The following is an 18,764-nucleotide window of genomic DNA, read 5'->3' as shown; positions in this document are numbered from 1 at the left end:
TATCCGGTGATCGGCTGGTGCTGGGTCGACACGGCGGGTATCGATTTACCCGTCAGGTCTCCAGAGGCCAGGAGGTAAGGAATGAAAGGCAAGATTGGGCGGATCATCGCCTTGGTAGCCGCCGGCAGTCTGCTGGCCGTCGGCACCTCGGGGATGGCCTCGGCGAGCCCTGCGGGTGGCAAGGGCTCGTCGTCCACCGAGGCGGTCGGCGCGCAGGTGCTCCAGATGCGAGACGACCTGACGAAGGCCGCGTACGCCGGCGACGTCGGTCTGACGCGTGCCGACCTGGACAAGCTCAGCCCTGTCCTCGGCGACCTCGCCGCGGGCAAGCGCTACACGATCCAGTCGGAGACGCAGCAGCTCTCGTCGGCGGCCAAGGGCCGTGCGGACGAGTCCAGCCGCCTGCTGGCCGACCCGTCGGCGTCGCCGCGTCAGCTCCCGCCGCTGCCGCTCCCGCCGATCCCGGACCTGCCCGGTCCGCTGAAGATCGTGAGCGACCTGCTCAAGGCCCTGCTGGGTGCCGTCACCGGCATCCTGGGCGGACTGCTCGGCTCCCTGCCGGTGCCTCCGCTGCCGGTGCCGCCGTTGCCCGTCCCGGGCGCGTAGCAACCACCCCCGGAACACGGGGTTTTCGGAGCCTGGTGCGGTTCGCCGCACCAGGCTCCGGTGGTTTCCGAGACTATTTCTGCTTCGACGCCAACTGGCGCACCGGGACTCCGCGCCGCCGCGACTCTCAGCTGTCTCGCGATGTCGGGCGAGTGCAGGCGAAGCTCGTCGTGCTGGCTGCGGGAAGTGCCCTGCGCTTGCCTGGTCCGGCGGGCGCACGGTGACTCCGCGCCCGGGCTCCGCGTCGGCGCGACCCTCAGCTGTCTCGCGATGTCGGGCGAGTGCAGGCGAAGCTCGTCGTGCTGGCTGAGACCAGTGCCTCGCACGAGCCTCGCGCTATTTCTCCTTCTGCTGCCTCGTCAGCCCCAGCCGCAACGCGCCGGCCAGCTCGGCCGTCGCCTCGCGGAAGCGGGAGCCGACGCCGGTGAAGTTGAGGAAGCCGTGGATCAGGTCCGGCTGGCGGCTCACCGCGACCGAGACCCCGGCGTCGCGCAGCTTCTCCGCGTACGCCTCGCCTTCGTCGCGCAGCGGGTCGAAGCCCGCGGTCATGATGAACGCCGGCGGCAGTCCACTGTGGTCGGTCGCGACGAGGGGCGACAGGCGCGGGTCGGCCTTGTCGGTGCCGGCCGGGACGTAGTGGCCCTCGAACCAGGTCATCGACTCGTCGGTGAGGAACAGCTTCTCGCCGAAGATCTCGCGCGAGCGGCGCCGTGTCGTGAAGTCCACCGCGGGGTAGATCAGCAGCTGGAACGCCGGCGCCGGGCCGCCGCGCCGCACCGCCGCCAGGGTCAGGGCCGCGGAGAGGTTGCCGCCCGCGCTGTCGCCGCCCACGGCGATGCGGTCCGCGTCTGCGCCCAGCTCCGCCGCGTTCGCGTGGGCGTAGTCGAACGCCGCCAGCGCGTCCTCGAACGGCGTCGGGAACGGGTGTTCCGGCGCCATCCGGTACTCCACCGACAGCACGCGCACGCCGGCGTGTTTCGCGAGGTAGCGCGCGGCGTTGTCGTGCGTGGCGCGGGAGCCGACCACCCAGCCGCCGCCGTGGAAGAACACGAGCAGCCCGGACGGTTCGGGCAGCCCCGCGGGCGTGTAGAGGGTGGCGTCGAGCGATGCGTCGCCGGACGGGATCACCACGTCGCGCACGGCCACGGGCTCGATCGTCCTGCCGCTCACCAGGTGGCGGCCGAGCTCGAGTCCGAGACGCGAGCCCTCGACCGTCTCGCCGACGAGCGCGGTGCCGGTGAGCTGCTGCAACCGCAGCAGGAGCTGCGCGTCGAGGGCGAGCTCCTGCCCGTCGCGCCGCAGCGGCGGGCCGGCGATGAGCCGCCGGACGGGCCGGGGCAGCCAGAAGACCAGCTGCGCGGCGGCGGCCTGGGCGCGGACCTGGAGCGGGATCGCCATCGTTCCTCCTCGGCTGTGGACCCCGACGTTACTTGTCAGTAGGTAGCGGGTCCAGCTGTGATCGAGAACTCCGTCCCAAATCCTGGTCCTCCACTTAAGTCGAGGGGTTAGCCTCGGGGGCGTGACTTCAGCCAAGACGGTGCTCGGGATCGGCGGCTCGCTACGCGACGGCTCGCAGTCCGAGCGCGCCCTGCGGATCGCCCTCGACTCGGCGGCCGAGCTGGGGGTGGACACTGAGCTGATCCCCGGGCCTGAGCTCGTGCTGCCGTTCTACGACACGGCCGCGGGCGAGCGCGACGATCGCGCGAGGCGGCTGATCGAGAGCATCCGCCGCGCCGACGGCTTGATCGTGGTTTCCCCCGGCTACCACGGCGCGCTGTCCGGGCTGGTCAAGAACGCCCTGGACTACGTCGAGGACCTGCGTGAGGACACCCGCCCCTACCTCGACGGCCGCCCGGTCGGCCTCGCCGCCGTCGCCTTCGGGTGGCAGGCCGCCGTCACCACGCTCGACCAGCTGCGCACGATCACGCACGCGCTGCGCGGCTGGCCCACTCCGCTGGGTGGTTCGATCAACTCCGCCGAGACGAAGTTCGACGAGTCCGGCGGCGCGTCCGACGACAAGAGCGTGCGCACGCTGCGCCTGATCGGCCGCCAGGTGGCCGAGTTCACCCTGTCGCGCTGAGGTTTCATCCGCCGGACGCCGGGTATTCCCCGGCGTGATGCCTGCCATGCGGTGGCAAGGTCCCGCTGATGCGGAACGTTGTTATCGATGAGACGCTGAGCCAGGCGTCCCGACGAGGAGGTAGGCGAAGGAATGGCTGACGCGATCTACACCGCGGCCGCGACCGCGCGAGGCGAGGGCCGCAACGGCGAGGTGACCTCGTCCGACGGGGTCATCGACGAGTCGCTGGCAGTGCCGAAGGAAATGGGCGGCCCGGGCGGTGACAAGACCAACCCCGAGCAGCTGTTCGCCGCCGGCTACTCCGCCTGCTTCCACAGCGCGCTGCAGGCCGTGGCCCGTGCGGGGAAGGTGCAGCTGCCGGAGTCGACGGTGACCGCCGAGGTCAGCCTGTACAAGCAGGAAGTGGGCTTCAAGCTGGGCGTGGCGCTGAACGTCGCGCTGCCCGGCATGGACAAGGCCCAGGCCGACGAGCTCGTGGCCCAGGCGCACCAGGTCTGCCCGTACTCGAACGCGACCCGGGGCAACATCGAGGTCGCGCTCACCACCACGGTCTGACCCGTTCCCGGCCCGCTTCCACCACCACGACACAGAAAGGACACCCCGATGGTCAACTCTCCCATCAAGAGCCCGCTCACTGACGCCGACAAGGAGATCACGGGCAACGCCCTCCAGGCGACGCTCGTCGACCTCGTGGACCTTTCGCTGATCGCGAAGCAGGCCCACTGGAACGTCGTGGGCAAGAACTTCCGCAGCGCCCACCTGCAGCTCGACGAGCTCGTGGCCACGGCCCGCCAGTACGTGGACGAGGTCGCCGAGCGCGCCAACGCCATCGGCATCTCGCCCAACGGCAAGGCGAAGACCGTCGTCGAGAGCTCGGGCGTCCCGGACTACCCCGACAACTGGCAGTCGGTGGAAACCACGGTGGCCGCCATCGTCGACATCCTGGCGACGCTCATCGAGCGCCTCCGCAAGCGCATCGACGAGACCGACAAGAGCGACCTGGTCACGCAGGACCTGCTGATCGAAATCACGCGCGCCTTGGAAGAGGCGCACTGGATGTGGCAGGCGCAGCAGGCCTGACGGCTCTTGCTCACGGGCCGCTCACCCTTCGGGTGGGCGGCCTTTGTCGTGTCTTTGTCGTGCCGAGGGCTTGCGTTGTGTGCTTCGCGGCGTACGCACCAGGCTGTCGCGTGGCACGAACGGCCCGTTCGCTTGGCTGCGGCTGTGTCCGTGGTGCATCGGTTCGGCGGAGCCGCCCACGGGCCGGCCGGGCGTCAGAGGGCAGCACCGGGCGGGCACCGGCCCGCCAGCTTGTCCATGAGGTCGAGCAAATGGTCTTCAGCCGGGTCGTCTTCGTCGCCCGCGCTCTGTTGGACCCCGTCCTGGGCTGCGTAGCCGGAGCGCGGGGTGTCTTCGTGGTCGGTGCCGGCGGCGATCGCCGCCGTGGCGATTCCTGTGAGCTGTGCGTCGTCCGGCGTGCGTTGTGTGCTTCACGGCGTACGCACCAGACAGTCGCGCGGCACGAACGGCCCGTTCGTGCCGTTTCGGCGCGAGGGGACCGTTCGCACCACCTGACACGGGCTTTTCGGCTCGCCTCCGTGTTCACTTGAGGTCATGCCCGCTCTCCACCCGCCGCTGGATCGGCAGCAGCTCGGTCATCTCAGGCACTTCGACAACCTCTCCCGCCAGTTCCGCAACGACTGGTCCTTCATGCAGGGCAAGGGAACCGGCCAGGACGACTTCGGCGGCTACCGGTTCCAGCTCGCGTACATGGCATACGCGCTGGCCCTGACCCACCGGCACCGGCTGCCGGCCGCGCCCGGGTTGTTCCGGCCGACGCTGCGGCGGCTCGTCGAGAAGATCCTGCTGCCCGAGGTGTGGCTGTACTGGCGCGACGTGAGCCGCGGCGGGGCGGTGGTCAACGCGCACCTCGGGGATCTCAAGGAGGAGTGGGATCCGGTGGTGCGCGACAACATCATGTACAGCGCGTACGTGCAGTCGATGGCACTGCTGCACGACTATCTCTTCGCCGCCGACGAGTTCGCGGCGCCGGGGTCGCTGACGTTCCGGCACTGGTCGTACTTCTGGGGCGGCGAGGAGAAGCGGTTCCCGTACGACCGTGAGTCGCTCAACGAGCACATCTACTGGCAGATGGTGGAAAACGGCTACCTGGGCGTGGCGTGCGAGCCCAACTGCGTGTTCCAGATCTGCAACCAGCCCGCCATCCTCGGCTTCCGCCTCCACGACCTGATCACGGGCGGCAGCCGTGCCGAGGAGGTCGTCGCCGGCTACGAACGCGCGTGGGCCGACTTCGGCCGGCTCGACGAATCGGGCCACTACAACATGATGATCACCGCCGACTCGAAACGCGTGCGGCCGAACGAAGCGCCGTCGCCGTGGGTGGACGCGTGGTGCGGCGCGCTGATGAACATGTGGAACCGCGAGTTCGTCCACGACGGTTACCCGGAGCAGGTCAAGCGGTTCCTCGTCGACGGGCCGGACGGCACCCTGTCCGTCCGCTCGGCGCCCGCGCGGGAGGTGATGGGGCAGCCCGTCATCACGGACACGTGCGACTTCGGCTGGGTGGCGGCGTGGGCGTCGGAGATGGGCGACACCACCACGCTCGACAGCCTGCTCGCCCACGCCGACCGCTTCATGAACCCGACCTGGCGCGAGGGCGGCCTGTACTACCCCCGCAACGACATCCCGGCCGACGCCGACGGCAACCGCACCGAGCTCGAGCCGATGAGCGGCAACGTCCTGCTCGGCTACGCCCGCCTCAACACCCCGGACGGGCTCTGGGGCCTCTACACCAACCCGTGGCCGGCGAGTCATTTCGAGGAGCCGGCGCTGACCGCCGTCGATCGCGACGTCGAGGTCAGCCAGGCGGAGGTCGTCGACGGTGTGCTGCGCGCCCGGCTGCGGCGCACGCCGGACGTGCCGGGTGAGGGCACCGTGACGATCGGCCGGGTCCCCGGGGCATACCGGGCCCGGCTCGACGGGGTTGAACTTTCAACGCTGGACCGGACCGAAGCCGGCCTGGTCTTCCGGTGCGGTCCCGAAGCGCAGGTGCTGGAGGTGGAGCCGCTGGGCTGACGAGCCGCCCCGGCCGGGTGTCGGGAGCTGTCGCGGGCGGGGGTGCGGCAGTACCGTCGCAAACATGGTGCTGCACAGCGGGGAACAGAACGGATCGATCCGTCAATCGGGCACGAACCCCATGTACGCGGGGGCGAATCCCGCGCTGGCGGCCGACTTCGTGATGCCGCACAAGAAGCTTCGCGACACGTCGCTGCCGCCCGACACCGCGTTGCAGCTCGTGCGCGACGAGCTGATGCTCGACGGCAACGCGCGGCTCAACCTGGCCACGTTCGTCACCACGTGGATGGAGCCGCAGGCGCGTGACCTGATGGCCGAGTGCGTCGACAAGAACATGATCGACAAGGACGAGTACCCGCAGACGGCCGAGCTCGAGCGCCGGTGCGTGAACATCCTCGCCGATCTGTGGCACGCGCCCGACCCCACGGACATCATGGGCTGCTCGACCACCGGCTCGTCCGAGGCGTGCCTGCTCGCCGGGATGGCGCTGAAGCGGCGCTGGACGAAGCTCGGCCGCACCGGGAAACCCAACCTGGTGATGGGCGTGAACGTGCAGGTGTGCTGGGACAAGTTCTGCGAGTACTGGGAGGTCGAGCCGCGCCTGGTGCCCATGGACGGCGACCGGCTGCACCTGTCCGCCGAGGAAGCGGTGAAGCGCTGCGACGAGAACACCATCGGCGTCGTCGCGATCCTCGGGTCCACTTTCGACGGTAGCTACGAGCCCGTCGCGGAGATCGCCGCCGCGCTCGACGACCTGCAGGCCCGCACCGGCTGGGACATCCCCGTCCACGTCGACGGCGCGTCGGGCGCGATGATCGCGCCGTTCCTCGACGAGGACCTTGAGTGGGACTTCCGCCTGCCGCGGGTCGCGTCGATCAACACCTCGGGCCACAAGTACGGCCTCGTGTACCCCGGCGTCGGCTGGGTCGTGTGGCGCAACCGCGAGGCGCTGCCGGCAGAGCTGGTCTTCAACGTCAACTACCTCGGCGGCGACATGCCCACGTTCGCTCTGAACTTCTCCCGCCCAGGCGCCGAAGTAGCGGCGCAGTACTACACCTTCGTCCGCCTCGGTCGCGAAGGCTTCCGCGCCGTGCAGCAGGCCTCACGCGACGTCGCCCTCCACCTGTCCGACGCGATCGCCGACCTGGGCCCGTTCCAGCTCCTCACCCGCGGCGACCAGCTCCCGGTCTTCGCCTTCACGACGAAACCCGAAATCACCGGCTACGACGTCTTCGACGTCTCCCGCCGGCTCCGCGAACGCGGCTGGCTCGTCCCGGCCTACACCTTCCCGGCCAACCGCACCGACCTGGCGGTGCTGCGCGTCGTCGTCCGCAACGGCTTCACCCACGACCTGGCCGACCTCCTGCTCGACGACCTCCGCCGCACCCTGCCCGAGCTGGAACGCCAAAGCGCCCCCCAACACGACGCAGCCACCTCGACGGCGTTCCACCACTGACGTAAATCAGAGGCAGGCCGAAGCGTCGACGCGCGACACTTCGCGGGTGATCACGATGCAGCCCGTTGTCGAGGTGCTCGCGCGTGACGGTTTCGCCCTCTGGCCGGTCTGCGAGGCCGGAACGGACGGCTACCTCGCGCTCAGCGGCGAGCTGACGCCCCTCGAAGTCGGGACCGCGCTGATGTGCGTGGCCGGCTGCAACGACGTCGACCCCGGAGACGACGGCCGGCCGCCGCGCCCCGCCGACGCGCTGGGGTCCTTCCTGCACGGCCTGCTCACGTTCGACAGCCTCTTCGCGGCCGGTGGTCTGAAGGTGACCGACACCGCCACCGGTGTGGTGTCCTGGCCGGGCTGCTGCGGTGGTCTGGAGGAATGGCGCGACTGGAACCAGGCCTTCGCGTTCGGCGGCTCAGTCTGCCTCGGACACGGTCCGTTGGCTCGACGCGACGGCGACATCGTCCGGCTCACCGTCGACCCGGAGCGGATCGACAGCCCGGTGATCGAGGTGCCGTCCGTCGAGCTCCGGCACCTTCTGGACGGCGTCGAGCGCGACCTGGCCGGCTTTCTCGCGCTGGCTGCCGACTGGGCCCACCGGAATCTGCCCGGCCACGCCTTCCCGGTCATCTCCGCCCTGATCCGCGTGCTCGACCTCCCGGGACCAAGCGACATCCACTCGGGGCAGCCGGCCAGGCTTCGACTCGGCAGCAGCTCGGCTCCGTGAGGGAGCGCGCCGCACTCACAGGTCAGTGCGGCGCGCTCCGGCGTGGTCAGCGGCGCGGCTTCGCCCGCAAGTACTGATCCGCCCACTTCACCTCGGCGCCCAAGGCGTGCGCCGCGCGTTGTGGCCAGTGCGGGTCGCGCAGGAGGGCGCGCGCGAGGAACACCGCGTCGGCCGAGCCGGTGGCGACGATTTGTTCCGCTTGTTCCGGTTCGGTGATCATGCCGACGGCGCCGGTGGGTACGGCGGTCTCGCGGCGGATGCGTTCGGCGAACGGCACCTGGTACCCCGGGCCGATGGGGATGCGGGGGTGAGGCACGTTGCCGCCGGAGGAGACGTCGACGAGGTCGGTGCCGCGGTCGGCCAGGAGCTTCACGAGGTGCACGGAGTCGTCGGGGGACCAGCCGCCGTCGGCCCAGTCGCTGGCGGAAATGCGGGCGAGCAGGGGCACGTCGGGGCCGATCTCCGCGCGCACGGCCTCGGTGATCTCGAGCGCGAGGCGGGCGCGGCCCTCGAAGTCGCCGCCGTAGCGGTCGGTGCGGGAGTTGGACAGCGGCGACAGGAACTGGTGGCCCAGATAGCCGTGCGCGAGGTGCAGTTCCACCAGGTCGAACCCGGCGTCGAGCGCGCGGCGGGCGCCGGCGGCGAAATCGGCCGGGATGCGCGCGACCTCGTCGGTGGTCAGCGGACGGGCGGGGGCGTAGTCGCCGAACGGCTGGTCGTCGGCGCCGACGCTCTGCCAGCCGCCCTCGGCCGCGGGCACGCTGCCGGTGCCCTCCCACGGCCGTTGCGTGGACGCCTTGCGCCCGGCGTGCGCGAGCTGCGTGCCGATCGCCGTGCCGCGCGCGTGCACGAAGTCGGTGATCCGGCGCCAGGCGGCGACCTGTTCGTCGTTCCAGATGCCCGTGTCCTGCGGACTGATCCGGCCTTCCGGGGTGACGGCGCTGGCCTCGGTGAGGATGAGGCCAGCGCCGCCAACGGCGAACTGGCCCAGGTGGACGAGGTGCCAGTCGTTCGGCACGCCGTCGGTGGCGGAGTACTGGCACATGGGCGAGACCCACGCGCGGTTCGGCAGCGTCAGGCCCCGCAGGGAGAGGGGTTCGAAGAGTCGGCTCACGATTCGATGAAACACCCAGTGGTGGTCGTCTCGTCCCGGCGCGGGGGGTGTACTCGCGAGTAATGTCGATGGCATGGGTCTTGCCGCAGACGAACGCCAGGCGTTGAGCACACTCTTCGAAGAGGTCGGCCCCGACGCCCCGACCCTGTGCGACGGCTGGGCGACGCGCGATCTCGCGGCCCACCTCATCGTGCGCGAACACCGCCTCGACGCGTCGCCGGGCATCATGGTGCCCGCGCTCGCCGGCTACACGAAGCGCGTGCAGGACGGCTACGCGGCCAAGCCGTGGCCCGCGCTCGTCGACCAGGTCCGCCGCGGCCCGGCCTGGTACTGGCCCATGGCCATCGGCCCCCTCGACGAGCTCACCAACGGCGCCGAGTTCCTCGTCCACCACGAAGACGTCCGCCGCGCCCAGCCCGGCTGGGAACCCCGCCCGGCCGACCCGGCGCGCGACGAGGCCGCCTGGCGCCTCGCGCGCCAGTCCGCGAAGCTCAACCTGCGCAAGGCCCCCGTCGGCGTCGTCCTGCGCCACACCGACGGCCGCTCCGCCCAGGTCAGGTCCGGCGACCCCGTCGTGACCGTCACGGGTGACCCCGTGGACCTCCTGCTGTTCGTCTTCGGCCGCGACGCCGTCCACCTCACCTACGACGGCGACCCTTCCGCGGTCGACCGGCTGCAGGCGCTGAGCCGCGGGATGTGAGCGGGGTTCGGCCGCTTATCCGTCGAGGTGACGGGTGTCGCCGAGGCTGACGAGCTGGTGGCCGTGAAAGTGGTCGTCTTCACGCAACGTGGTGATGCTGCCGGAGGCCGCCCGGAAGTTCACGTGTCCCACCGATTCGACCGGCATCCCGACCCAATGCGCGACGACGAACGTCAGGGTGCCGCCGTGCGTCACGATGATCCGGTGCTCGCACGGTCGTCGCAGGATCTCCTCCATCGCCGCGTAGACGCGCCGCGCGAACACCTCCGTGGTCTCGGCGCCCTGCACCCCCACGTCGTGCCCCATCCGGTCCCCGACCGCCGGCGGCGGGACGAACCGCTGGTCCAGCCATTCCTGCGGCCGTCCCTCGGCCTCGCCGTACGACCTCTCCCGCAACCGGCGATCCTCGACCGGCTTCACGCCGAACGCCTTCGCCACCTCGCCGGCCGTGTGGCGGGCGCGCTGCAGATCCGACGACGTCACCTCGACCTCGGCGTCGCCGGGTATCCGCGCTCGCAAGGCCTGGGCGATGGACACCGCCGCTCGACTGCCGGCGGGTGTGAGCTGCGAGTCGTACCACCCACCACTCTCTCGACGTGGTGCGTGGCCTCGGGGTGGGTGACGACGTAGATGCTGCGCACCGGTGAGTGCCCTTTCCTTCCTTGACCCTTTGTGCCCCGGCGCTCTTCCGCACCATGGCGCTCTTCCGCACCATGGCGCCGTTCCGCTCCGCGGTGCTTCGTACCCCGCGCGGCTTTCATCCCCACGGCAGCTTGACGTCGTGCCCCATCCGCGTCACGGCCGGAACCCACCCTCCCGGGGGCCGCCCATGATCCATTCTACCGGGGTGGGGCGACAAAACCTGCTGCTCAGGCGAGTTGTCCACAGGGGTAAACAGTTGTGGACAACTGGCGCGACCACGCGCGCGAAGCGCCCGGAACGCACACGCGCGACTCCCCGGTGGCCTGTCCAGCCGGCTCAGCGAAGTTCTCCGGCAGCCGATCGCGAAGCCAGACGTCGGAGTCAAGCCCAAACCAGCTACCCAGCCCGAAGCCGCGACGGCCACTGGAACTCCAACGGCTCCGGCCGGCCGGTCCACACCTCGACCAGCTCCGCCAGCAACTCCACCGCGCCGCGAATCTCGGCATCACCAAAGGGATGCGGCTCCGCCCGAACCACGCCCCAAGCCTCTCGCGCGGCGGCGAAGGGTGGGCGCCGGCGATGTTCCACCGCGCGATGCCGGACGCCGACCAGGCTTTCCGCCACGGCGATGGTCCCCGAAGCCGCCTTCAGCACTCGCCGGCTGCGCGCCCGAGCGTCGTGGCGTGGTTTTCCCTGCAGCACGGTCATGTTGTCGAACACGCCACCCGCCGCGATGCAGCCGAAGATGCCGCCGGACAGGCCCAGCGAGCGTTCCACCGCGGCGTGCGCGAGGTCGTGCGGGACGCGAAACTCGCGCGAGTACGAAGACAACCCGAGCACCACCCCGTCTCCGCGGGTGATGCGCGTGAACGTCTCGCCGCGGGGGTCGTGCTCGAACACCAGGTCCACAGTTCGAAACATCGACCCCGGAAAGCCCGAAACCAAGCGAATTTCCCCGGCCGGGGTCCCAACCGGAAACCCCGGCCAGGCGAAACTCACTGCAAAGCGCGCAAAGCGAAATCCACCTCGATCGACGTCTGCTTGATCGTCTCGGCGATCACCAGGGAGCCGTGGCCGGCGTCGTAGCGGTAGAACTCGTGGGGTGCGTCGCGGGCGCCCAGGCGGTCGAGGTAGTTCTCGATCTGCCGGATGGGGCAGCGGGGGTCGTTGTCGCCCGCCAGGATGAGCACCGGGGCGGCGACGGCGTCCACGTAGGTAATCGGCGAACATTCCTTGTACACCGCGGGCACATCCGAGGGTGCGCCGCCGAACAGAGCGCGATCGAAAGAGCGCAGCTGTTCCATCTCGTCCTCGTACGCGGCGACGTAGTCGGCCACCGGCACGCCCGCGACGCCCGCGGCCCAGCGCGCGGGCTGGGTGCCGAGCGCGAGCAGGGACAAGTAGCCGCCCCAGGAAGCTCCGTTGACGACGCACTTGTCCTTGTCGGACAGTCCACTTTCGACAGCCCAGTCGTGCACCGCCGCGACGTCTTCGAGTTCTGTCAGGCCCGGCCGGCCCTCGATGGCGTCGCGCCACGCGGAGCCGTAGCCCGTCGAGCCGCGGTAGTTGACCTCGACCACGGCGAAGCCGGCGTCGAGCCACGTGGCGCGGTAGGCGGAGAAGCGGTCCTCGTCGGCGGCGTGCGGGCCGCCGTGCAGGGAGAACACCGTGGGCAGCGGGCCAGGCCCGGCATCCGCGGGACGCGAAACCAGCGCGTGGATCTGCCCGCCGACGCCCTCCACGAACGCGTCGGTGACCGGCGACGAACCCGGCGCCTGGTCACCCGGCGGTGCCAGCAGCACGGCGTCGGCGCCGTCGGTCGCGCGGCTGCGCACCGCCGTCGGCTCCGCGGCGCTGGACCACGAGTACTCGATGCTGCCGTCGGGCCGCACGCCCGCGCCGCCGATGCGGCCGGCCGGGGTGTCCACAGAGGACAGCGAACCGTCGTCGAGGTCGTACCGGTACAGCGAGCTGCGACCCTGGTGGAAGTGCACCACCAGCAGCGCGCGGGCGTCGGGGTACCAGTCGGCCACGACCTCGCCGGGCAGGTCGATGTCAAGCTCCGTCTCGGTGTCCGCGCGGACGTCCCAGATCAGCAGCTCCTCGCGGCCTCGCCGCTCGTGCAGCACGAGCAGCCGCTGGTCACCGGGCAGCGGCGAGAACTCCAGCGCCGAAAGGCCCTTGCCCTCGCCGTCGTACTTCTCCGCGACGGTCGTGAAGCCGTCGGTCGCCAGCACGCGCAGCGCGGGGTGGCGGGAGTCGCCGTGTTCGGAATGTGAGATCGCCACCAAGCTCTCGTCACGCGAGAGCGACGCGATGCCGGCGTCGTCCGGGTGGCTGTAGAAGCGCTCGGTCTTGTCGCCGATCTTCGCGAACAGCTCGCTGCCGTCGTCGGTCGAGACGCCGACCGCGATCACGCGCGAGCCGAGTTCGAGGCCGGCCGGGTAGCCGTCGTGGACCTCGGGCAGCGGCTTGGTGGCGGCCGAGCTGTCACCGTCGAACGGCTGGCTCACCCAGGAGCCGAACTCGTCGCCGTCGGTGTCGTCGAACCACCAGACGGCCGAGCCGTCGGGGGCGGGGGTGGCGTGCAGGGTGCCGTTGGGCCGGTCGGTGACGCGGCGGTGACTGTCGGTGGCGCGGTCCCACGCGTAGACCTCCCAGACGCCGCTGGCGTTGGAGACGTAGACGTTGGCGTCGGGGGCGTCGCGGGCCCATTCGGGCACGGAGATGCGGGCCGCGTGGAAGCGGGCTCGCCAGCGGGACTCGGCGTCGGCGTCGGCGAACAGGCGGTCGGGGACCACCGCGGGCGGATATTTGTTGCCTGACTGCGTGCTCACCCCTCGATCCTGCCACCCTGGTGGCCGTACTGTGTGCCGGGTGCTGGAGGGATACACGCGGGACGCGGCGTCGAGGCGATCGGCACGCACGGCGGTGGAGCGGTCGGCGTTCGCGCAGGCCCTGTTCACACCGGGCATGCAGGTGGTCGACCTGGGCTGCGGGCGCGGCACGATCACGCTGGGTTTCGGGAGCAGCAAGTCCACAGTGGACTACGTCGTGACCGACCCGCTCGACCTGCCGTTCCCGACGTCGTCCGCCGACGTCGCCTTCTCCTACGCCCTGCTGGAACGCCTGCCGGACCCGGCGGGGGTGCTCGCGGAGCTGCACCGCGTGCTCCGGCCCGGCGGCCGGCTCGCGCTGTCCACTTCGGACTGGAGCCGTGCGCGGCTGCGCCCGAAGACGGCCAACGTCGACGCGGCCCTGCGTGGTTACTACCTCCTGCTGCGCCGCTCGGGAGCCAACCCGTTCGCGGGCCGGACCATTGCCGACCAGGTGTCCGACACCGGCTTCTCCGAGGTCGTCACGCGGACCCGGCACCGCTCCGACCTGGCGTACCGCGATCTGGCGACCTTCGTCGAGCAGGCACTGGCCAAGGCCCTCGCGGATCTGGACCACCCGGACCGCGACCAGCTGACGTCCGCCGCGCGTTCGGCCTACTCCTGGACGCGCACGGCCGGCCCCGGCGACTTCCTCCAGTGCTGGACGGAACTCACGGCCACGAGGTGACCCGCGCCTTCGGAACTGACCGTTGTGAGGTGACCCACTGCCTTCGGAACTGACCGTCCTGAGGTGACCCACTGCCTTCGGAACTGACCGTCCTGAGGTGACCCACTGCCTTCGGAACTGACCGTCCTGAGGTGACCCACCGCCTTCGGGGGTCCAGGGGGCGGAGCCTCCCTGGCGGGGGTCTGGGGGTTCGACCCCCAGAGGACACACAAGAGAGGCCCTATATCCGCGCATTTCCGCGGATATAGGGCCTCCGGACTATCTTGTCGGGGTGGCGGGATTCGAACCCACGACCTCCTCGACCCGAACGAGGCACGCTACCAAGCTGCGCCACACCCCGAGGTACTGCTTAACGGGTCGTGGAGAAGTTTAGCCGACGGTCTTGGCGGGTTTGCGCGGGGTTGCCTTACGCGCTTCGGCTGCCCCGCTTCCGCGCGGGACCAGCGTCAACAGGCTGGCCTCCGGTGGGCACGCGAACCGCGCCGGCGCGTACGGCGACGTGCCCAGCCCGGCCGAGACGTGCAGCCACATGTGCGCGCCCCAGCGGGAGGCGCCGCGGGCGCGGGTGCGGTCGAGCTCGCAGTTGGTCACGAGGGCGCCGTAGCCGGGCACGCGCAGCTGGCCGCCGTGAGTGTGGCCGGCGAGGACGAGGTCGTAACCGTCCGTGGCGAACGGGTCCAGCACGCGCGGCTCGGGCGAGTGCGTGACACCGAGCCGTACGACGGCGCCCGCGTCGGCCGGGCCGGCGATCTCGCCGTAACGGTCGCGGTGCAGGTGCGGGTCGTCGAGGCCGGCGGCGAACACGGCCTGGCCCGCGACGTCCAGCGTGTGGCGCGAGTGGGTGAGGTCGGTCCAGCCGTGCTCGAGGAACGCCGCGCGCAGATCGCGCCACGGGAGCTTCGTGCCGTGGATGCGCTTCTTCTTGCCCTTCGGCATGAGGTAGCGGGCGGGGTTCTTCGGCTTGGGCGCGTAGTAGTCGTTGCTGCCGAAGACGAACACGCCCGGCCGGTCGAGCAGCGGGCCGAGCGCGCGAAGCACCGACGGCACCGCCGTCTGGTGCGAAAGGTTGTCGCCGGTGTTCACCACGAGGTCGGGTTCGAGCCGGTCCAGCGCGGCCACCCAGCGTTGCTTCGCGCGGTGTCCGGGGAGCATGTGCAGGTCGGAGACGTGCAGGATCGTGAACGGCTTCGAGCCGGGCGCCAGCACGGGCAGCTCGGCCGTGCGGAGGGTGAACCGCCGCCGTTCGACGCCTACGGCGTAACCGAGCGTCGCGGTCCCGAGCGCGAGGGTCCCCACGGCGAGCTTCTTGGCGGTGCTGGTGTTACTGAGCGTGCTCACAAGGCGAGGATACGTGGTCGGCGTGTTCCGGGGCTTGCGGGCAGCGTGCGGCTCTTGCGTGCGGCTAGGTTGAGTCCGATGTCGACCGAAGCGGAGTTGCGCGCGGGCCTGGGGCGGCTGGTCGGCGCCCGCGTCACGGACGTCGGGCGCACCGTGAACATGGTCGAGGTCGGGTTCACACTCGGCGAAGTCGAGACGCGGCTGCACGCGCAGTGCCCGTTCCGCTTCGTCGGCGGAGACACCGTGCTGATCGGCAGCGAAGACCTGGCGTACCCCGCCACACGCGGCGACGAGACCGCGTACGCCGAGCGCCGCACGATGTACGACCGCAAGGCGCGGCGGCTGACCGCGCACCTCGCGGCCGGCGAGTACCGCGTGGAGTCGGCCGAGCTCGGCCGTGCGGGCGCGGTGACGCTGGTGATCTCCGGATCCGCGGTGCTGGAGGTGTTCCCGGCGTGCGCGGGGCCGGTGGAGCAGTGGCGGCTGTTCGAGCGCGGGTCCGAGGTGCACCACGTCTTCCCGGACAGCGCTGATCACTGAGCGTGCGTCCGGTATCCGCTTGCGTGCTCAACGGTTGGGTGACACGGCCCGGTTCGGGGGAACGGGCTGGTTAGCATCTGCGTCGGCCCGAGTACGGGTGGCAAGCCGGGGGGGGCTTGGGGAGAACGATGGAACAGTTCGGGCCGTACCGGATCGAGGCGTTGCTGGGCCGCGGCGGGATGGGCGAGGTGCACCGCGCCTACGACACCGCGCACGACCGCGTTGTCGCGCTGAAGCGGCTTTCCGACGCGTACGTGGCCGACGAGGCGTTTCGCGCGCGCTTCCGCCGCGAGTCGCAGGTGGTGGCGCGGCTGCGTGAGCCACACGTCATCCCCATCCACGCCTACGGCGAGATCGACGGCCGGCTCTACCTCGACATGCGCCTGGTCGAGGGGCAGGACCTCAAGGATCTGATCACGGCGGGACCGCTGACCCCCGCGCGGGCCGCCGGCCTGATGACACAGGTCGCGAGTGCGCTCGACGCCGCCCACGCCGACGGCCTCGTCCACCGCGACGTGAAGCCGTCGAACATCCTCGTCACCGATGGCGATTTCGTCTATTTGGTGGATTTCGGCATCGCGCGCTCGATGTCGGGCGCCGTGACGTCGATCACGGGCACGGGCAACGTCATCGGCACCCTGGACTACATGGCGCCGGAGCGATTTGGCGACGAACCGCTCGACGGGTCTGTCGACGTGTATGCGCTGGCTTGTGTGTTCTACGAGTGCCTGACGGGGCATCGGCCGTTTCCCGTTGACGGCGCGGTGGCCCAGATGGGCGCTCACCTGACGGCGCCGCCGCCGGTCTTGTCCGCAGCGCGACGGGACCTGCCGCGCGCTCTCGACGCCGTGGTGTCACGGGGCATGGCGAAGGACCCGGCCGACCGCTACCCCACGGCGGGCGCCTTCGCGGCGGCCGTGCGCGCAGTGCTGGCGGGTCCGCCGGGTCCCACCGCGACGAGTGCAGAGACGAGCGCGCCGGTGTGGCAGCGGGGGGAGCTTGGCGGGCAGGGGTCTGCTGCGGTGGGTCCCGGGTCTGCCGGGATGCCGGGCTCCGGACAGGCCGCGGCACCGGGGTTGGCCGCGGCACCGGGGTTGGCCGGACCCGGCTCTGGCTCCGCCGCGGGGCCGGCCGAGCCGGGCGCCGGGGCTGGGATGCCATGGGCGGCTGCCGGACCGGCCTCGCCTGCGGTGGGTCCCGGCTCGGCCGCCGGGCCGGGAGCTCTTGCGCCGGGTTCGGGGTCAGTCGGCGGTCCAGGCACGCCTGGCGTGGGGTTGGCTGCTGCGGCTGGGTCGGGTGCCAGGGCGCCGAGCACGCCGCCGCCGGGTGTGGTTGGGCCGGGCACTCCGCCGCCTGGGTTTGCCGCAGGGCCGGGCACGAGGGTCGGGCCGCCGTCGGGGGTGTTCAGCGGTGGGCACGCCTCCCCGGGCGGCCCTGCGACGTCGGGTGGTGTTCCGGCGACGTCGGTGAACACGCCGATCCCGTTGGCTTCCGGGGCGCCGTCGTGGCCGGGCGGCCCGCCGCAGACGCGGCCGGCGCCGGTGCCGCGGCGGAAATCGCGCAAGGGCGCGGTGATCACGGCGGCGGTGGCGGTCGTGGTGGTGCTCGCGGTCGTCGCGACGGTGCTGATCATTCGCACCCAGGGGCAAGCCGAGGCGGGTGGCGGCGCGTCGACCCCGCCGCCGACGCCGACTTCGAGCGCGTCAGGTCCGTCCAGCCCGTCCGGTCCTCCGCCTTCGTCGAGTGGCGCGCCGGAGTCTTCGGGACAGGCTCCGAACAGCGAGCCGAACGCGCCGAGCGGGAACGTGACGGTGCCGGCCACTTACCAGGGCGCCGGCTGCACGGCGGCTCAACCCGTCCAGGGCGCGACGGCAGCGGCGGATTGCACGAAGTCGATCGCCGGGGATGTCCAGTCCGGCACCGTCACCTTCCGCCAGCCGACCCAGGCGCACTTCAACCAGTTCCCGGACGAAGCCTCGCTGGCCGCCTTCTTCGAAGGCATGGTCCAGGCCCACGACCTCACCCGCGACGACGCCGACGGCGCCTGCAGCCCCGTGAAACACTCCGGCATCTGGGGCAGCTACAACCGCCCCGACGCCCGCATCGCCCTCACCGGCGACTTCCTCACCTGCTACGACGGCACCCTCGTCTTCACGGACTCGCGGACCCACGTGTTGGGCGTCCTCGTCGCCGACTGGGTCAAGGACAACACCGACCTGGATCAGCTCTACAACTGGTGGAACCAGGCGATCCTGAGCAACATGCCCAAGTCGTGACGGTGCCACGGCTCAACCGTCCAGCGTGACGTACTCCTTGTCCAGGGAGCTACCGGCGCTGGGCGGGCAGGCCCGATCCTCCATCCGGACAGCCCGATCGCGGGTTGACACGTACGCAACGCACAGCACTGGTTCCTGCTTTGCGTTCGGGATGTGCCCTTCGGAGGTGAGCCAGACGGCGACGGTGAACCCGTCGGCCCGCGTCTCCTCGAAGAATAGGTTGTGCAGTTGCCTTTTTGCTGCGGCTTCGGCACGTTGAACATCCGCATCATGCACGGACGAATCTTGGTTCAGTGAGCTGAGGAGCCGGTGTGCTTCCGCCCGCACGGTACTCACAGCTTCTGCTTCTGGTCGCCAGTATTCGACATTCGATACATAGAGCGCCGCGCCGACCGCGGCGGCGAGAACCACGGCCACGCCGGCCACGATGGTCACCGACTTCATTTCGGGCGCACGTTCCCGGCAGAACGCCCGAGTGCGATCAGGAAAAGGCGCACGATCGCGACTCTCCGGTCAGCTGTTCGAAGCACTGCACGGTAGGAGTGATGGTGCGGTTCGAATCCCCCATGTGATCATGTTGCCGCCGAATCGCGGGCCTGAACAGCGGCCATTCAGGGCAAGAATTGTGCCA

At 70.7% G+C, this 18,764-nt stretch carries 17 protein-coding genes, 1 tRNA gene and 1 pseudogene; 11 read left to right on the top strand and 8 right to left on the bottom strand.

All coding sequences use genetic code 11. The features are described 5' to 3' along the window. The first annotated feature begins 81 nt into the window (after positions 1-81). Positions 82-606, top strand: coding sequence for a hypothetical protein (locus tag AB0K15_RS18435; RefSeq protein WP_364051300.1), 525 nt, complete (start codon positions 82-84; stop codon positions 604-606). A gap of 336 nt (positions 607-942) precedes the next feature. Here AB0K15_RS18435 and AB0K15_RS18430 read toward each other — a convergent pair whose 3' ends face one another. Next, the gene (locus AB0K15_RS18430) at positions 943-2,004 is read right to left on the bottom strand and encodes an alpha/beta hydrolase (protein WP_364051297.1); all 1,062 of its coding nucleotides are present in this window, start codon (positions 2,002-2,004) and stop codon (positions 943-945) included. A 121-nt stretch (positions 2,005-2,125) separates the two neighbouring features. Between AB0K15_RS18430 and AB0K15_RS18425 the strand changes: the two genes are divergently transcribed. From AB0K15_RS18425 to AB0K15_RS18400, 6 genes are all read left to right on the top strand, one after another. Continuing rightward, positions 2,126-2,686, top strand: a complete 561-nt coding sequence (locus AB0K15_RS18425; protein WP_364051294.1) for an NAD(P)H-dependent oxidoreductase — start codon at positions 2,126-2,128, stop codon at positions 2,684-2,686. A 132-nt stretch (positions 2,687-2,818) separates the two neighbouring features. Continuing rightward, a complete protein-coding gene (locus AB0K15_RS18420) occupies positions 2,819-3,241 on the top strand; it encodes an organic hydroperoxide resistance protein (protein WP_364051291.1) in 423 nt (140 codons plus the stop codon). Positions 3,242-3,289: 48 nt separating this feature from the next. Continuing rightward, the gene (locus tag AB0K15_RS18415) at positions 3,290-3,766 is read left to right on the top strand and encodes a DNA starvation/stationary phase protection protein (protein ID WP_364051288.1); all 477 of its coding nucleotides are present in this window, start codon (positions 3,290-3,292) and stop codon (positions 3,764-3,766) included. A 534-nt stretch (positions 3,767-4,300) separates the two neighbouring features. Next, a complete protein-coding gene (locus AB0K15_RS18410; RefSeq protein ID WP_364051285.1) occupies positions 4,301-5,782 on the top strand; it encodes a hypothetical protein in 1,482 nt (493 codons plus the stop codon). A gap of 64 nt (positions 5,783-5,846) precedes the next feature. After that, positions 5,847-7,238, top strand: coding sequence for a glutamate decarboxylase (locus AB0K15_RS18405; RefSeq protein WP_364051282.1), 1,392 nt, complete (start codon positions 5,847-5,849; stop codon positions 7,236-7,238). A gap of 55 nt (positions 7,239-7,293) precedes the next feature. After that, on the top strand, positions 7,294-7,959 hold the full coding sequence (locus tag AB0K15_RS18400; RefSeq protein WP_364051952.1) for a hypothetical protein: 666 nt from the start codon (positions 7,294-7,296) through the stop codon (positions 7,957-7,959). Between the two features lie 46 nt (positions 7,960-8,005). On the opposite strand, the gene AB0K15_RS18395 is transcribed toward AB0K15_RS18400, so the two are convergent. Further along, entirely contained in the window at positions 8,006-9,073 is a 1,068-nt protein-coding gene (locus AB0K15_RS18395; RefSeq protein ID WP_364051279.1) for an NADH:flavin oxidoreductase/NADH oxidase, read from the bottom strand. A 73-nt stretch (positions 9,074-9,146) separates the two neighbouring features. On the opposite strand from AB0K15_RS18395, the gene AB0K15_RS18390 reads away from it, so the two are divergent. After that, complete coding sequence (locus AB0K15_RS18390) at positions 9,147-9,773, top strand: TIGR03085 family metal-binding protein (RefSeq protein ID WP_364051276.1); 627 nt, start codon at positions 9,147-9,149, stop codon at positions 9,771-9,773. A 15-nt stretch (positions 9,774-9,788) separates the two neighbouring features. Here AB0K15_RS18390 and AB0K15_RS18385 read toward each other — a convergent pair. The 3 genes and pseudogenes from AB0K15_RS18385 to AB0K15_RS18375 form a co-directional block, all read right to left on the bottom strand. Further along, positions 9,789-10,337 (bottom strand): annotated as a pseudogene (locus AB0K15_RS18385) (histidine phosphatase family protein); the annotation flags it as partial. A gap of 474 nt (positions 10,338-10,811) precedes the next feature. Then, positions 10,812-11,324, bottom strand: coding sequence for a hypothetical protein (locus tag AB0K15_RS18380; RefSeq protein ID WP_364051273.1), 513 nt, complete (start codon positions 11,322-11,324; stop codon positions 10,812-10,814). Positions 11,325-11,410: 86 nt separating this feature from the next. Then, complete coding sequence (locus AB0K15_RS18375) at positions 11,411-13,252, bottom strand: prolyl oligopeptidase family serine peptidase (protein WP_364051270.1); 1,842 nt, start codon at positions 13,250-13,252, stop codon at positions 11,411-11,413. Positions 13,253-13,292: 40 nt separating this feature from the next. Between AB0K15_RS18375 and AB0K15_RS18370 the strand changes: the two genes are divergently transcribed. Continuing rightward, positions 13,293-13,979 (top strand): methyltransferase domain-containing protein, encoded by a 687-nt coding sequence (locus AB0K15_RS18370; protein ID WP_364051267.1) that lies wholly within the window; start codon positions 13,293-13,295, stop codon positions 13,977-13,979. Between the two features lie 266 nt (positions 13,980-14,245). Here the strand turns inward: AB0K15_RS18370 and AB0K15_RS18365 are convergent. After that, positions 14,246-14,319: transfer RNA gene (locus AB0K15_RS18365), tRNA-Pro, on the bottom strand. Positions 14,320-14,348: 29 nt separating this feature from the next. Continuing rightward, positions 14,349-15,317, bottom strand: coding sequence for a metallophosphoesterase (locus AB0K15_RS18360; protein ID WP_364051264.1), 969 nt, complete (start codon positions 15,315-15,317; stop codon positions 14,349-14,351). A gap of 78 nt (positions 15,318-15,395) precedes the next feature. Here AB0K15_RS18360 and AB0K15_RS18355 point away from each other — a divergent pair, with 78 nt between their 5' ends. After that, positions 15,396-15,857 carry a hypothetical protein gene (locus AB0K15_RS18355; protein ID WP_364051261.1) on the top strand — a complete coding sequence of 154 codons (462 nt, stop codon included), beginning with the start codon at positions 15,396-15,398 and terminating at the stop codon, positions 15,855-15,857. Between the two features lie 128 nt (positions 15,858-15,985). Next, the gene (locus AB0K15_RS18350) at positions 15,986-18,133 is read left to right on the top strand and encodes a protein kinase (RefSeq protein WP_364051258.1); all 2,148 of its coding nucleotides are present in this window, start codon (positions 15,986-15,988) and stop codon (positions 18,131-18,133) included. Between the two features lie 12 nt (positions 18,134-18,145). On the opposite strand, the gene AB0K15_RS18345 is transcribed toward AB0K15_RS18350, so the two are convergent. After that, positions 18,146-18,577 (bottom strand): hypothetical protein, encoded by a 432-nt coding sequence (locus AB0K15_RS18345; RefSeq protein ID WP_364051255.1) that lies wholly within the window; start codon positions 18,575-18,577, stop codon positions 18,146-18,148. Between the last annotated feature and the right edge of the window lie 187 nt (positions 18,578-18,764).

The organism is Amycolatopsis sp. NPDC049253 (assembly GCF_040678995.1).
Lineage (GTDB): Bacteria > Actinomycetota > Actinomycetes > Mycobacteriales > Pseudonocardiaceae > Amycolatopsis.
The sequence above is the reverse complement of the archived record's forward strand: the minus strand, read 5'-3'. Positions and strand labels throughout refer to the sequence as shown.

Coding starts and splice junctions, on each gene's coding strand:
- AB0K15_RS18390 (WP_364051276.1), top strand. CDS start 9,147: ATGGGTCTTGCCGCAGACGAACGCCAGGCGTTGAGCACACTCTTCGAA.
- AB0K15_RS18405 (WP_364051282.1), top strand. CDS start 5,847: ATGGTGCTGCACAGCGGGGAACAGAACGGATCGATCCGTCAATCGGGC.
- AB0K15_RS18410 (WP_364051285.1), top strand. CDS start 4,301: ATGCCCGCTCTCCACCCGCCGCTGGATCGGCAGCAGCTCGGTCATCTC.
- AB0K15_RS18345 (WP_364051255.1), bottom strand. CDS start 18,577: ATGAAGTCGGTGACCATCGTGGCCGGCGTGGCCGTGGTTCTCGCCGCC.
- AB0K15_RS18430 (WP_364051297.1), bottom strand. CDS start 2,004: ATGGCGATCCCGCTCCAGGTCCGCGCCCAGGCCGCCGCCGCGCAGCTG.
- AB0K15_RS18415 (WP_364051288.1), top strand. CDS start 3,290: ATGGTCAACTCTCCCATCAAGAGCCCGCTCACTGACGCCGACAAGGAG.
- AB0K15_RS18435 (WP_364051300.1), top strand. CDS start 82: ATGAAAGGCAAGATTGGGCGGATCATCGCCTTGGTAGCCGCCGGCAGT.
- AB0K15_RS18420 (WP_364051291.1), top strand. CDS start 2,819: ATGGCTGACGCGATCTACACCGCGGCCGCGACCGCGCGAGGCGAGGGC.
- AB0K15_RS18355 (WP_364051261.1), top strand. CDS start 15,396: ATGTCGACCGAAGCGGAGTTGCGCGCGGGCCTGGGGCGGCTGGTCGGC.
- AB0K15_RS18400 (WP_364051952.1), top strand. CDS start 7,294: ATGCAGCCCGTTGTCGAGGTGCTCGCGCGTGACGGTTTCGCCCTCTGG.
- AB0K15_RS18350 (WP_364051258.1), top strand. CDS start 15,986: ATGGAACAGTTCGGGCCGTACCGGATCGAGGCGTTGCTGGGCCGCGGC.